Genomic DNA, 15,098 nt, shown 5'->3' with positions numbered 1-15,098 from the left:
TAAAATTCGAAATACACTGTTAGCCAGTTCTATGAAAAGATTCTTCCTGTTTTTATCCTGCTGCCTGATGAGCACGTTTACTTTTGCACAGGCGATCGCTCCTGAATCCGGTAATCCGGCCGAAGCAGCTGCCGGAACCAATATCCCCTCTGAAATCGCCATCATCCCTGAGCCCGTTTCTGTAGTTAAAAACGAAGGTCATTTCGTTTTACCTGCCAATGTTACGATCCAGTCGCCCGGAAATCCGGAACTGAAACAGGTGATTGCGTTTCTACAGGAAAGATTTTCCATTCCTACAGGGAGTTACGTTTCAGTAGTCAGTACTACTGCCGGTGTTACGCCAACGATCAAACTTGTATTAAACGACAAGGCAAATCCTGTTTTAGGAAATGAGGGCTATCAGCTGTCGGTAACCAGCAATCACATTGTCATCAAAGCAAATAAACCAGCAGGCTTATATTATGGCGCACAAAGCCTTATCCAGTTATTTCCGAAAGAGATAGAAGGCAAAGAACTGGTAGAAGATATGGACTGGAAAAGTCCTTGCGTAGACATCACCGACTACCCCCGTGTAGGCTGGAGAGGTTTAATGTTTGATGTTGCCCGTCATTTCTTTACAAAAGAAGAAGTCAAACAATACATCAATGCGATGGTTCGCTATAAATACAATGTTCTTCATTTACACCTTACAGATGATGAAGGCTGGAGAATAGAGATCAAAGGTTTTCCAAAGCTGACTGAGGTTGGTGCCTGGAGTGTTAAAAAAACCGGAGAATTCGGCAATTTCAGTGTACCGGGAGCCGATGAACCACGTAACTACGGTGGATTTTATACTCAGGAAGACATCAAAGAACTCGTACAATATGCACAGGAAAGGTTTGTAAACATCCTGCCCGAGATTGATGTTCCCGGACATAGCCTTGCCGCTATTGCATCCTATCCGGAACTGTCCTGTACACCCGGTGCGGAAAACTATCGCGTTCGTTCGGGAGAAAGAATTATGGACTGGTCCAGGGGAGCACCTCCAACAGCCTTGGTAGACAATACCCTCTGTCCGGCCAACGAAAAAGTATATAGTTTTTTAGATAGCGTAATTACACAGGTAGCCGCACTTTTCCCTTTCGAATACCTGCATATGGGCGGTGATGAAGCTCCCTTCAACTTCTGGGAGAAAAGTGATGCCATTAAGTCCCTGATGCAAAAAGAAGGTTTAAAAAACATGCACCAGGTTCAGGGATATTTTGAAAAACGGGTGCAGGGGATCGTAGAATCAAAAGGCAAAAAATTCATGGGCTGGGATGAGATCCTGGATGGCGACATGTCGCCAAGTGCTGCCGTGATGAGCTGGAGAGGCATGAAATATGGTACCGAAGCGGCGCTGAAGAAACATGATGTCGTGATGAGCCCTACGACCTATGCCTATTTTGATTACATGCAGGCTGATGTCATTACCGAACCTAAAGTTTATGCCTCGTTGCGCTTGAGTAAGTCCTATGAGTTTGATCCTGTTCCGGCAGGCGTAGACCCCAAATACATCAAAGGCGGACAAGCGAATTTATGGACAGAGCAGGTATACAACATCAGACAGGCAGAGTACATGACCTGGCCAAGGGGGATGGCGATTGCCGAATCCGTATGGTCGCCGAGGGAAAAGAAAAACTGGAATAATTTCTTTGGGAGAGTAGAACAGCATTTCAAAAGACTGGACATTGCAGAAACCAAGTATGCCCCAAGTGTATACGATCCGATATTTAAGGCCAGCAGATCTGCAGATCGCCAGCTACTGGTTGAATTGAGCACAGAGGTAGAAGGACTGGACATCTATTACAGTTTCGACAATTCCTTCCCGGATCGATTTTATCCGAAGTATACCGAGAAACTAACCGTACCAAAAGATGCTGGAATGTTAAGAGTGATCACTTACAAGGGAAAACAACCTGTAGGAAGAATGCTGAACATGCCAATAGATGAGTTAAACAAGAGAGCAAGAAAATAGGACATTGAGGTATTTCGTACATATTGGCTATCATGGCCTTCATTTTAATGGATGGCAAAAACAACCCGGGATTCTGAATGTTCAGGGGGTATTGGAACAGGCCCTAACCCAGGTGCTGAAAACTCCGGTTTTCATCAATGGCTGTGGCAGAACGGATGCGCATGTACACGCCAGCCAGTTCTTCTTCCACATGGACATTGAACAACCCTGGGACTTCGACCTTGTTTTCAGGCTAAATAAGCTCTTACCCGGAAGCATCGCCATTTTTGACATCATTCCTATGTCTGGCATGCAGCATGCCCGCTTTGACGCCGTACAGCGCTGCTACGACTACTTTATCCATACCTATAAAAGTCCCTTCCTAAACGGATTGAGTGCTTTGTACCTGCTAAAAGACCTGCACATTGACAAAATGCAGCAGGCAGCGGCCCTATTGCCACAATACAAAGATTACCGACCTTTTTGTACCAGTCCTGATAAATACGAACATACGATCTGTAACGTAATGTCTGCAGGCCTGACAGTGGACCGTTCCGGAGACCGCCTGCGGTTCCAGATTTCTTCGAACCGCTTTCTGAGTAAAATGATCCGGATCATCATGGGACAATTGCTGAAAATAGGAAAAGGAGAATTAAGCGTAGATCAGTTTGAGCATTACCTGATCAGCAAAGAAACGCCCCTGCTGATCACACCTGCCCATCCACAGGGATTATACTTATCAAAAGTGACCTATCCTTACCTGAACCTGCCGCCGAGAACAGAATTTTCCGCTATTCTGCAGAATCAGGTGGATCAGTTCGGTTAGGTTTAATTTTAGTTTTTGCGGCATGAAAAGCCCATTCTATAATGTGGCGTAAAGACTTTTGAATTTCGGCCCTGCCTTCTTCTGTATTGATATCCAGACCACAAATCGTGCTTTCGTTTTTCTTTGCATGAAGGACTACGTAATAAATTCCGCAAACCAGCAAAGCAGAAACGCCACGCATACTCACTGCAGAATTCTTAAAGTAAGAATCTGATAGGGCCAGGAGTGCGTTCCCATACTCTTCCCGCACCTTACAAACACTATCCAGCAGCTCCGTACTTTCGGAAATTTCCCATAAAATGATCTTCTGCATCTCATCCTCATTCCAGAAGAATTCAAATTGCTTTTCCAGGATGGAAACGTAGTTGTCGATAATGCTGTTTTTTTTGTCCTTAAGATCTATCTGACTAAGGATCTTATTGTTAAATGACAGCCAGTAATCTTTTTCAATCACATACGTTTCAATCAGACGCTCTACATTGTCAAAATACCGGTAGATCAATTTCTTGTTCACCTTTGCTTCTTTTGCAATCGCATTTACACCCAGCCCGGTATATCCCTGAGTTCTGATGATCGATCCTACGGCATCAATAAGTCTACGTTCCGTCAGCAGACGGTTTTTTATTGGTTTTTCAATTACATTTTCAGCCATATCAACAGGGGGAATTCTTGAAAGGTCCATTTTATTATCCAGGAGAGGCGTTATTCAACGCCAATTCAAAGAAATCGACGTTTTTTGAGGGAATTTAGGAATAAAAATTATTTTTCACCGGAAATAACACGACGATTGCGAGATTATTTTTCAGCAGCTCCTCCTCTGCCCTGATCTTCACCACATTAAAATTGGGGAAGAAAAAACACGAACCTCATGGCGTTTGATAACAGACGCCATGAGGAGGGATTATTCAATATAGGGGGGGATATTGAATCTTTTTTTAGATGCGTTCCGTTCAATGCATGGCCACAAACGCATAAATGCCATTAGCTTTTCAATAGTATAAATCTGAGAGCGGGAATTTTTGCGATATAAAGATAAATCAGATAATCCAGGTAAGTGGTGACATGGTCAATTATATTTCTACTTACTCAGAACTAATAATTTTCCCATAAATATAGAAAAAGAAACATAATACCGCAATAGTATAAAGTCGCCATACAAACTATTGGTTATCTCATTTTTTCTCGGTAACTTCAATAAGCATTTTTAAAAAGGAGGTTTATCATGACTGTTATTCAGAGAATTGAGCACTGGGGTGATGTACATCATGCCAAATGGCTTGACGTAATCCGCATTGTTTTAGGCATACTTATTTTCTTTAAAGGCATCGCTATCGTAAGCAATACCGCCGTTCTCCAGGACCTGTTACTGGAAAACAATGTATTTGGTTTTTCGGGAATGATGGCCAGTGTGGCCATTCATATCGTAGGTTTTGTACATCTGGTAGGAGGAATACTGATCACACTGGGCCTGTTGACCAGGTTTGCAGTAGTTATACAGATCCCGATCCTTTTATGCGCGGTATTTTTTGTCAACCTCTCCAGAGGATTTTCCATGCTGAACTCAGAATTATGGTTATCCGTAATCGTACTCTTGCTATTGGTATTGTTCTGGGTAATCGGATCAGGTCCTTTTTCTGTGGATCATCAGATGAAGCGGAAACCGAGACGATAAAACCGATTTCTTTATTACGCCCCTGTGAGATTCTATAGGTACTAAAAGCTTATTTTTGAGCAAAATCAGTACTATGAATTTTCACACCAGAAAATGGGTAAAACCAGAAGACTTAAATCCCAACGGGAGCTTATTTGGCGGGAGTCTGCTCCGTTGGATCGATGAAGAAGCAGCGATTTATGCCATCGTTCAGTTGGGCAATCCAAGGGTCGTAACGAAATACATCTCAGAAATTAACTTTGTCAGCTCCGCGAAACAGGGAGACATTATAGAAATGGGGATTACTGCAACCGATTTTGGCAACACTTCCTTAACCATGCGCTGTGAAGTGAGAAATAAAATCACCAGAAAGAGCATCCTGACCATTGATAAAATGGTATTTGTAAACGTTGATGAAGATGGCAATCCTGCTGCTCATGATAAAACTCACATCAAATTTATCGAGGAGCAGTTCGAGAAAGAAGACAATTAAACGTCAGACAGGAGTAGTGCTCTTAGATCGTCCGGCGTCAGACTGATTCCATTAACTTTTAAGCTTGCCTGAAGGTAAAACGGATTGCGTTCTTCCAGTTTCTGCTCAATAAAATGGATCATTTCCTCGGGATTCATGTCTTTTAACAAAGGGCGTTTATCCTTTCCATTTTCCAGATGCCTGGCCAAAGCAGTAGCAGACATTTCGATGTAAACTGAAGTTCCATTGTTATTGATCCATTCCATATTATCGAAATAACAAGGCGCTCCCCCACCTGTTGCCACGACACAATTGGAAGGGTAATCGAATTCCTGCAAGGTTTTACGTTCAAACGCCCGGAATGCTTCCTCGCCATTGGCGGCAAAATAAGCACCGATAGACATGCCGATTTGCTTTTCGATCTGATGATCGATATCAATAAAATCATATCCCAGTTTAGTGGCCAGCTTTCTTCCCAAAGTGCTTTTACCACAACCCATAAATCCAATCAGAAATATCTTCATTCTTTTAAGCGAGTTTTACCCTTGGATCAACAAAGGCATATAATACGTCCACCAATATATTGATCAGCACAAATATAAAAGCAATAAAAAGAATTGAGCCCATTACCACCGGAAAATCTGACATTTCCAAAGCCGTCACTGTTGTTCTTCCTAAGCCATTGTAACCAAAAATATATTCCACAAAGAAAGATCCCGCAAGCAGCGAGGCAAACCAACCTGAAATGGCAGTGATCACAGGGTTTAAGGCATTTTTAAGGGCATGCTTATAGATGATTGCATTTCTTCCCAAACCTTTCGCCCTGGCCGTGCGGATATAATCCTGCGCCAGTACATCCAGCATGGCACTTCTGGTAAGCTGAACGATAATCGCCAATGGCCTTAAGCCCAAAGTAAGCATCGGCAGCCACAGGTTCTTCCAGGTCATGATTTCTCCTTTAAAAGGATCATAACTGTATAAGCTGCCCGACATATTCAATCCGGTGTAATCACTCCATACGAAACCAAATAACCAGGCGATAATGATGCCTGCAAAAAAAGAAGGTGCAGAAATCCCAAGGATGGCGAAAGAATTTGCTGCTTTATCAATCCAGGTATCTTTATGGACAGCAGAAAGCACGCCAAGAAACACACCGATGATGGTAGCAAAGATCATTGCCGTTAAGGCAAGAATAAAAGTATTGGGCACTGTTTCTCTTAGAATTGAGGTTACTTCCCTCTTGGTCTGATAAGACCTGCGCAGATAAGGCCATTTCAAGACAATCGCTTCGTTTCCTATACCAATCAGTTTGAGGTAATGGTATTTCTCCAGGTTCTCTTCATTGTCAGGATGAATGCTCAGGGGAGAAAGATCGTTCAGGTATAAGAAAAACTGAACTGGTCTGGACTTATCCAGACCAAATTCTTTACGTACCGCTTCCAGAGATTGCACATCGGACCGTTGGCCCATGGTCATTCTTGCCGGATCTCCAGGCAATACATTAAACAGTACAAACACCACACTTACCACTCCGGCCATGACCGCTAATCCGTATAAAAACTTCTTGATGGCGTACTGTAGCATGGTTTATTTACTGAAATATTTCTCGGAAAGCTCCTCAAAGGAAGGCATCGCATTGTATGCCCATTTATTGATGACTACCCCGTTCTTTAGCAAGAGCACACCGGGATTAGCCCGAACCATACTTTTTAAAGGAACCGCATCAGCATAAAAGATTTCCGTAAACAACTTCATCTTTTTACTGAACACCGCCGCATCCTGTGCAGAATTGGAGGTGAGCAATACCGTTCTGATGTTAAACTGTTCTGCAGCATTTAAAGACATCGCATTTAAGGCAGACATCCCTTCTTCATCCGTATCCTTCAGGTTGTACGCAACAACAATCAGGTTGTAATAAGGGTTTTCTATCAGCTCTTTTGTATAGTCTGTACCTGAACCATCGCTGATGTTTAAATCTTTAATCTTAGGCTCATATCCCTTTTTAATCAGCTTTTTCTCAGGTGTCCCTACAATCTCCCAGTTGTCGTCTTTCCAGATTTCCGTTTTCAGGTACTCCTTATCGCTCATCACCTTTTTCTCTTTGGTTTTCTTGTTCGTCAGGTTGTACATGATCTGAAACTCATCTGGCTGCGCTCCCGGAGGAATGCGCATCAGTTCGGGAATATTCGCACCTACTTTATAAGGCAGAAAGTCAAGAATAGGCAGTCTGCGATAAGTATAGAGACTAAATAAGGTTGACAATATCAGCACCCCTGCCAACAGGCCTTTTTGCAAGCCCGGCTGATCAGTAATTGGCTTAATCAATTTATGACAAAGAAACAGATATACAATCAGCACCAGCAATACCAGATCCTTGGAGAAGGACTGCCATGGTGTTAAAGGAATGGCATCCCCGAAACATCCGCAGGAAGTCACGATTTTGAAATATGCAGAAACAAAGGTTAGAAAAGTGAAGAATATAATTGTCCCCAACAGCCCCCAGGTTACTTTTTTACTCCAGAAACCAAAAAGTAATAAGGCACCCAATACAATTTCAAGCACACAAAGCAGGATCGCAATCCCGGTAGCCATTTCGCTTAAGAAAAAGCTTCCTCCTGCATTTGAGCCTATAAACTTTAAAAAGATGTTATGGAATTCATCGAAATATTCCTGTAGCTTATATCCAAAACCCAGGGGGTCATTGGCTTTAATGAGTCCTGAAAATATAAACAGTACTCCAACAAATATCCGGGCAAAATTCAGGGCAATTTTCTTCATTATTTCAGGTCCAGTTTAATCAACGCAAAAACAGCATAATTGAGCATATCCTGATAATTGGCATCAATGCCTTCAGAAGCCACTGTTTTTCCTAAATTATCTTCAATTTGTTTAACCCTCATGATTTTCATCAGAATCAGGTCCGTTAATGAGCTCGTGCGCATGTCTCTCCAGGCCTCTCCATAATCATGGTTTTTAGCAAACATCAGTTCTTTGGTGAGGTTTACCTTTTCATCGAACATGGCTTCTACCTGAGCGACTTCCATCTCGTAAGGGTCATCTGCATTGAGTTCCAGCTGCAGCATCCCGATCACACAATAGTTGATGATGCCAATATATTCAGAACTGATGTCCTCCCCTACTTTTGAAACTTTCTTTTCTTCCAGCGTGCGGATGCGTTGCGCTTTAATGAAAATCTGATCCGTAATAGAGGATGGCCTGAGGATTCTCCAGGCGGTTCCATAGTCCTTTGTTTTCTTTAAAAAAAGCGATTTACAAATCGCGATTACTGAATCGAATTCTTGAGATGTGTTTGTTGCCAAAACAATTAAAATATTTAGTTTAAAGCTATTTAAATACCGTATTTTTGTGTTATACGATGGCTAAAGATACATTTTTAAACCGAAAGACCACACTAAACCTAAAAGGTAAGCTGGCAGATTTAAGTCGGCCAGCCGTGATGGCAATCCTGAACCTGACCCCGGATTCGTTTTATAACAACAGCAGAGTTGGCACTGCCGATGATGCCCTAAAACGAACCGAAACTTTTCTAAATGAGGGGGCTAAGTATATTGATATCGGAGCCTATTCTTCCCGTCCCGGGGCAGCTGAGGTCAGTACGGATGAAGAATTAAGCCGTATTGTTCCTATTGTAGAACTGCTCAGCAAGGAATTCCCCGAAGCCTGGCTTTCCATTGATACTTTTCGTGCAAAGGTTGCTAAAGAAAGTATTGAAGCAGGCGCTCACCTGATCAATGACATTGCAGGAGGAGGAATGGACGAAGCCATGTTCCAGACCATTGCAGATTTACAGGTCCCTTATATTCTCATGCACATGAGGGGAACCCCGCAAACGATGCAGCAACAAACAGGGTATGCTGATATTGGCTTAGATCTGGTAGATTATTTTTCTTCAAAGGTTGCCGGGCTTCATAAATTAGGCGCTAAAGACATCATCCTGGACCCTGGCTTTGGTTTTGCAAAGACAACTGATGAAAATTACCAGTTGTTACACCAGCTCGCAGACCTCGATGTTTTCGAAATGCCGGTACTCGTAGGTTTTTCAAGAAAATCGATGATTTATAAATTTTTAGGTGGCGGCCCGGCAGAAGCACTCAATGGCACTTCAGTGTTAAATACGATCGCATTAATGAAAGGAGCAGGTATTTTAAGGGTTCATGACGTTAAAGCGGCAGCAGAATGTATCGCTTTGGTGGAAAAGACCAGGTCCTATTAATCTCAAAAAATACCTAACTTGGCGATAATGAAAGGATTTGATTTCGATTTTCTAAAAGTATCATTAACAGATGTAGCGGACATTATTTTTGTGGCCCTGCTCATTTACTATATCTATAACCTGATCAAGAATACCCTTGCTGTAAATCTATTGCTGGGCATGCTGATCATCCTGATCATCTGGTTCGCAGTAGATCAGCTGAATATGCGTTTGTTGTCGACCATCATCAATAAATTCATGAGTGTGGGAATCATTGCACTCATTGTAATTTTCCAGCCGGAAATCCGGCGTTTTTTACTGATGATTGGAAAAAACACCTTTCTCCAGCAGAATAAAGCCTGGTGGGGCTACCTCTTCGGAAGTAAAAATATTGAAAGAGATAATCTTGTTCGTATAAAACCAATCATCGATGCTTGTAAAAGCATGAAGAAATCCCGCACAGGGGCCCTGATTGTGTTTGTCAAGTTTTATGACGACCAACTTTTTGCCAATAGCTGCGAGATCATCGATTCTAAAATATCGAAAAGATTGCTGGAAAGCATTTTTCAAAAATATAGCCCGCTCCATGACGGTGCCGTAGTGATTGCGGAGAATAAAATCAAAAGTGCCAGTTGTATCCTTCCTTTAACGGATAACGACAAGCTCCCTCCTCAGTTTGGTTTACGTCACCGGGCAGGTATTGGGGTTTCAGAAACCACTGATGCGGTTGCAGTGATCATCTCTGAGGAAACCGGAGAAATTGCTTATGCTAAACAGGGGCGTGTACGCATGAACGTTTCTTTTGGAGAACTGGAGAAATTGCTCAATAAAGATTTTTAAAATTTCCTTTCAATTAAACTACATCTTCATTTTGACCTTATTCGGGATCGTTCCGTACCTCCTCCGATATGCAGTTGTATTGAGTCCACAGTAAGTCCACAGTGAGTCCACGGTGAGTCCACGTTTTTGCTGAAAAAAGGTGGACTCATTCCGTACTTACGATGGAGTAATAATGGAGTCAGTACAGGCTTAACCCGGCGACATCCCGGAGGGAAGTCACATTAAACATTTACTCAGAAGAAAATTGGAATAGCGCGTGAGATGACCAGAGAGGTCTTCACAAAAAAGGGTCTGATTAATTATTTAACCAAACCCTTTTTGAGATATTTTTGTATGATTAGCAGTATTGCTCAAAAGCGCCGATTAAGCTATCAGCGATCATTTGTGCAGGTTTGCCTTCAATTTGATGACGTTCAATCATATGAACTAACTTACCATCTTTAAACAAAGCCATAGATGGCGAAGATGGAGGGAAAGGCAACATGTACCCTCTTGCTCTGTCAACAGCCTCTTTTTCCATACCTGCGAATACTGTTACCAGTTTATCAGGATGTTTTTCATTTGCTGCTGCTAATCTTGCTGCAGGGCGTGCATTTGCTGCTGCGCAACCACAAACAGAGTTTACTACTACAAATACAGTCCCTTCGCCAGTGATGGCACTATCCACATCAGCTGCAGATTTCAACTCCTCAAAACCTACTTTGGTAAGTTCTGCACGCATAGGTTCTACTAAATATTCAGGATACATATTTTCTATTTTTAATTCTTTAATCCATACAAATGTACAGTACAAGTCATTAGCATCAAAGGAATAGATGAGATGCAGGTCCGATTTTACCTTTAAATTACTTAGAGTTTGATGATTTCACCGGCAGGGCAGACTGCTTCTCCTTTATCAGAACCCCTTTTTTTGATATTTAATCCACACAGGTATAAGCGCTTAAAAAAAAGTTTCAAAAAAATTGGTCAGGGCTCTTTTAAAATTGAAACAGAATCTATAATATTGCACTCCGAAAAAAGAGGATCTTTTTTTGTTTACAAAACCAGATTTCTTCAAATCGAAGGATTCCCGAGTAGCTCAGCTGGTTAGAGCATCTGACTGTTAATCAGAGGGTCACTGGTTCGAGCCCAGTCTCGGGAGCACAAAAAGGCAAGCACGGTAAAACGGTCGCTTGCCTTTTTTATTTTCTGTCCAGTATACGCTGCCATAGGGTTGTCACTGGTGCATTCTAGATTTGTTCCCTAACAAATATAATAATGACAACAAAGAACTTTCAGTATCGGATGCTTATTGCATTCATGCTATGCTCCTTCGCCGCTCAATCACAAACCAAAAGATCTACAGCAATGAACATTCAAAAATTTAACGTAATTGGAATTTCAACAAGAACAACCAATGAAAACGGACAATCTGCCAAAGACATTGAAAAATTATGGGTTAAATTTTGGACTGAGGAAATACAAAGACAAATTCCAAACAAAGTCAATGATGATATTTATGCAGTTTACACAGATTATAAAGCGGACTTCAATGGCCCATATACCACCATTATTGGACTTGCTGTAAGCTCGCTGGAAAATATTCCGCAGGGCTTTGTCGGAATAACAATTGAAACAGCTGCCTATCAAAAATTCATTTCTAAAGGTAAGATGCCAGCAGCAGTTTTCAATACCTGGCTGGAGATATGGCAAAATGACAAATTAAACCGGGCCTATAAAGCTGATTTCACTATTCACGAAAAAAAATATTACGATGGAGATCATGCCGAAGTAGAAACTTATATATCTATAAAAGAATAAAAATCAGTTTGTTATTTTACTAAAAATTTAAATCGATTTTAACAAAACATCATGCTAAAATCTGCCAATTTATTCAATGAAGCAATAATTGGTTCGAGATTTACCTGGTACCGGGAGCACAACAGGGAGAGTTCGGTAAAACGGCCACTCTCCCTTCTTTTTTCCAACTGATTTTCAATCTATTACATATCTTTATGATATGCGCAAATTCAAATATTTTCTATCAATATCAAGTTTGCTACTCGCATTAACCCTGAATGCTAAAGCAACCTGGTCGATTATTGTGATCGATCCCAGGACAAAAGAAATTGGCGTAGCCGGTGCCTCATGCACCTTTAGTGTCTATGGTATCGGTGCGATTGCTCCTGGCAAAGGTGCAATTGTTGTGCAAGCCATGAGCAATAAAAATGCGCGGAACAAAGGGCTTCAAATGATCCTTGCTGATGCATCGCCGCAAGAAATCCTGGAGGCACTCAGGAACCCTGAATTTGATCCCGAACAACAGCAATACGGAATCGTGTGCCTGAATGGGATGGATCAACCGCAAACTTACACCGGAACAGAAACAAACGATGCTAAAGGAAGTACAACTTCAACGGGGATATCCGTTCAGGGCAATACCTTAAGCAATAATCAGGTTTTTAATAAAATCCTTCAAGCTGCCATTAAAGCCCAAAAGGCATCCTTGAGCATTCAGGATGTGTTGATGCTCGCTTTGGAAGCAGGAGCCGAATATGGAGGTGATAAGCGCTGTGGTGACAAAAAAGCGTCAAGCGCATTTCTTACGGTAGCAAAACCGGGTGAGTTATTTGTTGCTTTTTTCGGTCTGCTCATCTTCATATTGAATACGCTCCCGCAGGCTTAGGTTATTCAATATTTGCTATATTCCCCTTTTTAAAGAAATGCGAAAAATAACATTAACAATAATGCTGTTACTCTCTTTGGCTTCAGCTTTTGGTCAGAATAGGCAATACGACTTAATCATTACAAATGCCCAGGTTCTTGATGTTAGAACCGGCATCATCACTAAGGATCAAAACATCCTTATACACAATGGCAGAATTGAAAAATTAACTGATGGTTCAAATGTATATTCTGCAAAACGGGCCATCGATGCAAAAGGAAAATTAGTCACACCCGCTTTTATTGATACACATATTCATCCGACAGATGTCTTTGGAGATTATAAAAAAGCACCGGCATTTCTGGCCAAAGATGCTTTGAAGAATTTGCGCAAAAAACTGTCCGACGAATACCTTCCTTTTGGAACCACAACGGTATTAACCATGGGCCAGCCGGAAAACTGGCTGGCACCGCTATTAAGCTGGCAGAAAAATCAAAACGCCAGCTACACGGACCTGTATATCTCAGGCGGAGCATTAATCTCAAAAGAAAAAAGAACTCCCTATATCGCACACACAACTGTAGAAACACCGGAATCCGCAAAACAAAAGATCCTGGAATACCACAGGAAAGGGATCCATCGTGTTAAGTTGTATTATCGCCTTCAAAGGCCGGAATTTATAACAGCCTACAAAATAGCAGACAGTCTCGGCATGGGAATTTACGGCCATATTAGTGATTTCAGTTCCGATTACCTGACCATCAATGAAACTTTAGCGATCGGATTAATTAATTATGAACATCTTGCAGCCATTCCAAATACAATAATTACCTCCGAAACGGACAAAACTCAATTCGACAAACAATTTAAAGCTCATTTTGGAGAAATAAATACAGAAGCAAGGTTCCTGGAATGTTATCTGGAGCAGTTCCGTTTCATTGAGGAGAACAAGCCCGCTGAAATGGACGCATTTATAGTGGCCCTGGCCCAAAAAAAGGCAACCTTCTCTACCACAATTCACAGACTATACGAGCAATTTCAACCCACTTATTACACCAGGCCTGCAGACATCCTGCTCACAGAAGATCAAACTAAAAGATGCCTGCAAAATTTTTCAATCCTGATGAAATATGCAAAAAAAATGCAGGATAAAGGGATTGAAATTCGGCTCGGTTCGGACGGACCAAACGGAGGAAAGGTAAACATCTCAGAATTGATCCTTTTTTGTAAATATGGATTTTCCGTGGCTGATGCTTTTAAAATTGCAACCATCAATGGGGCAAAAGCGATTAACATTGACCAGGAAACAGGAACGCTGGAAAAAGGAAAGCTGGCCAACCTGTTGATATGGGACAAAAGTCCTTTTGACGATTACCATAATTTCAGCCTATCGAAAACCGTTATTAAAAATGGAAAAATCTACAGATAAGATAAAACCACATCGAATCTTTGATTCGCCTTGTTTAAGTTTGAAACAATAAAAACTATATTTATAGCGCACATTGGGCTGCTGTCATTTGCGGTAGCCAGGAATGATACTCATTAACTGATTTAGAACAATTTCAATATGAAAAAGTACCTTTTATTACTCATTTTAGTTCTCCCTTTTTCAGGCTTCGCCCAGAATACGATTAACAACTACAAATATGTTCTGGTACCTGAAAAATTTAACTTTCTTAAGCAAAATGATCAATATCGATTAAACACGCTGACCAAGTTATTATTAGAAGAAAAGGGATTTACGGTATATTTTGATAACGCTGAGCTACCTACCGAAATCGCCAACAACAAATGTAATGCACTGACAACCGATGTATTAGAAAAGAATGGGATGTTCACCACCAATATCACCCTTTTATTAAAGGACTGTCAGGGTAATGTTGTTTTTAAAAGCAAGGAAGGAAAAAGCAGGGAAAAAGAGTTTAAAGCATCTTATAATCTTGCACTAAGGGATGCATTTACTTCCCTGACGGAGACGGAATACGCATACAACGGATCAACAAATGCGCCGGTTCAGCAAAGGGTCCCAGCTGCGGCAACAGTCGCCCCTGTTGTAAAACAAGTTGCAGAACCTCTTCCTGTAGCAAAAGAAGCGCTGGCAGTAGCCACAACTCAACCCGCAGGAACCTTATACGCACAACCAACAGCGAATGGATTTCAATTGATAGATACCACACCAAAAAAAGTCTTAACCCTGCTTAAAACATCAGTACAGGATTATTTTATTGCAGATAACGGAAAGTCTAACGGCATCGTACTCAAAAAGAATGGAGATTGGTTCTTTGAATACTACAGCAATGATCAGCTTAATTCTGAAAAATTACTCATAAAATTTTAGATAGACAACAACATTACATGGACGGCCGTTGATATGGCACTCAACAAAGCTCAATGGAAAACGGGCCGTCCATGCTAAAAAATCTCCAGGTTATTTTTATCAGCAGGTAATAAACGGTTATCTAAAGCGGTATCAAAAT

Annotated in this window: 16 protein-coding genes and 1 tRNA gene; 11 read left to right on the top strand and 6 right to left on the bottom strand. The window is 41.4% G+C overall.

Annotation, left to right across the window (positions count from 1 at the left end; all coding sequences use genetic code 11):
* Positions 1–31 precede the first annotated feature (31 nt).
* Both BLQ87_RS16495 and BLQ87_RS16490 read left to right on the top strand, forming a co-directional pair.
* A complete protein-coding gene (locus tag BLQ87_RS16495; RefSeq protein WP_074608774.1) occupies positions 32–1,996 on the top strand; it encodes a beta-N-acetylhexosaminidase in 1,965 nt (654 codons plus the stop codon).
* Positions 1,997–2,000: 4 nt separating this feature from the next.
* Positions 2,001–2,801, top strand: coding sequence for a tRNA pseudouridine synthase A (locus BLQ87_RS16490; protein ID WP_074608772.1), 801 nt, complete (start codon positions 2,001–2,003; stop codon positions 2,799–2,801).
* Here BLQ87_RS16490 and BLQ87_RS16485 read toward each other — a convergent pair.
* The gene (locus tag BLQ87_RS16485) at positions 2,767–3,483 is read right to left on the bottom strand and encodes a TetR/AcrR family transcriptional regulator (protein WP_083361907.1); all 717 of its coding nucleotides are present in this window, start codon (positions 3,481–3,483) and stop codon (positions 2,767–2,769) included. The two genes, BLQ87_RS16490 and BLQ87_RS16485, sit on opposite strands and share 35 nt — an antisense overlap.
* A 540-nt stretch (positions 3,484–4,023) precedes the next feature.
* Here BLQ87_RS16485 and BLQ87_RS16480 point away from each other — a divergent pair.
* The gene (locus BLQ87_RS16480) at positions 4,024–4,473 is read left to right on the top strand and encodes a DoxX family protein (protein WP_074608770.1); all 450 of its coding nucleotides are present in this window, start codon (positions 4,024–4,026) and stop codon (positions 4,471–4,473) included.
* Between the two features lie 73 nt (positions 4,474–4,546).
* Positions 4,547–4,945 carry an acyl-CoA thioesterase gene (locus BLQ87_RS16475; protein ID WP_074608768.1) on the top strand — a complete coding sequence of 133 codons (399 nt, stop codon included), beginning with the start codon at positions 4,547–4,549 and terminating at the stop codon, positions 4,943–4,945.
* On the opposite strand, the gene BLQ87_RS16470 is transcribed toward BLQ87_RS16475, so the two are convergent.
* From BLQ87_RS16470 to BLQ87_RS16455, 4 genes are read right to left on the bottom strand one after another with little or no spacing between them, the layout of a single operon-like run.
* Positions 4,942–5,448: a shikimate kinase gene (locus BLQ87_RS16470; protein WP_074608766.1), complete on the bottom strand. Its 507-nt coding sequence runs from the start codon at positions 5,446–5,448 to the stop codon at positions 4,942–4,944. The two genes, BLQ87_RS16475 and BLQ87_RS16470, sit on opposite strands and share 4 nt — an antisense overlap.
* A gap of 4 nt (positions 5,449–5,452) precedes the next feature.
* Positions 5,453–6,508 (bottom strand): ABC transporter permease, encoded by a 1,056-nt coding sequence (locus BLQ87_RS16465; protein ID WP_074608764.1) that lies wholly within the window; start codon positions 6,506–6,508, stop codon positions 5,453–5,455.
* Between the two features lie 3 nt (positions 6,509–6,511).
* Entirely contained in the window at positions 6,512–7,702 is a 1,191-nt protein-coding gene (locus tag BLQ87_RS16460; RefSeq protein ID WP_074608762.1) for a BT_3928 family protein, read from the bottom strand.
* Positions 7,702–8,244, bottom strand: coding sequence for a DUF1599 domain-containing protein (locus BLQ87_RS16455; protein WP_074608759.1), 543 nt, complete (start codon positions 8,242–8,244; stop codon positions 7,702–7,704). The genes BLQ87_RS16460 and BLQ87_RS16455 overlap by 1 nt, the downstream gene beginning before the upstream one ends.
* 56 nt (positions 8,245–8,300) lie before the next feature.
* Between BLQ87_RS16455 and folP the strand changes: the two genes are divergently transcribed.
* Both folP and cdaA read left to right on the top strand, forming a co-directional pair.
* Complete coding sequence (folP, locus tag BLQ87_RS16450; protein ID WP_074608757.1) at positions 8,301–9,158, top strand: dihydropteroate synthase; 858 nt, start codon at positions 8,301–8,303, stop codon at positions 9,156–9,158.
* 27 nt (positions 9,159–9,185) lie between these two features.
* Complete coding sequence (gene cdaA / locus BLQ87_RS16445) at positions 9,186–9,977, top strand: diadenylate cyclase CdaA (protein ID WP_073237882.1); 792 nt, start codon at positions 9,186–9,188, stop codon at positions 9,975–9,977.
* 337 nt (positions 9,978–10,314) lie between these two features.
* Here the strand turns inward: cdaA and BLQ87_RS16440 are convergent, their stop codons facing one another.
* Positions 10,315–10,725, bottom strand: a complete 411-nt coding sequence (locus BLQ87_RS16440) for a BrxA/BrxB family bacilliredoxin (RefSeq protein WP_074608755.1) — start codon at positions 10,723–10,725, stop codon at positions 10,315–10,317.
* Between the two features lie 319 nt (positions 10,726–11,044).
* On the opposite strand from BLQ87_RS16440, the gene BLQ87_RS16430 reads away from it, so the two are divergent.
* From BLQ87_RS16430 to BLQ87_RS16410, 5 genes are all read left to right on the top strand, one after another.
* Positions 11,045–11,118 (top strand) — tRNA-Asn (locus tag BLQ87_RS16430).
* 116 nt (positions 11,119–11,234) lie between these two features.
* Positions 11,235–11,777, top strand: a complete 543-nt coding sequence (locus BLQ87_RS16425; RefSeq protein ID WP_245723870.1) for a GyrI-like domain-containing protein — start codon at positions 11,235–11,237, stop codon at positions 11,775–11,777.
* Between the two features lie 235 nt (positions 11,778–12,012).
* Positions 12,013–12,642: a DUF1028 domain-containing protein gene (locus BLQ87_RS16420; protein WP_218129457.1), complete on the top strand. Its 630-nt coding sequence runs from the start codon at positions 12,013–12,015 to the stop codon at positions 12,640–12,642.
* Between the two features lie 61 nt (positions 12,643–12,703).
* Positions 12,704–14,050 carry an amidohydrolase family protein gene (locus BLQ87_RS16415; RefSeq protein ID WP_074608747.1) on the top strand — a complete coding sequence of 449 codons (1,347 nt, stop codon included), beginning with the start codon at positions 12,704–12,706 and terminating at the stop codon, positions 14,048–14,050.
* A gap of 138 nt (positions 14,051–14,188) precedes the next feature.
* Positions 14,189–14,959, top strand: coding sequence for a hypothetical protein (locus BLQ87_RS16410; RefSeq protein WP_074608744.1), 771 nt, complete (start codon positions 14,189–14,191; stop codon positions 14,957–14,959).
* Positions 14,960–15,098 lie beyond the last annotated feature (139 nt).

Source organism: Pedobacter steynii (genome assembly GCF_900103665.1).
GTDB lineage: Bacteria > Bacteroidota > Bacteroidia > Sphingobacteriales > Sphingobacteriaceae > Pedobacter > Pedobacter steynii.
This window is presented reverse-complemented; position numbering and strand designations above follow the sequence as displayed.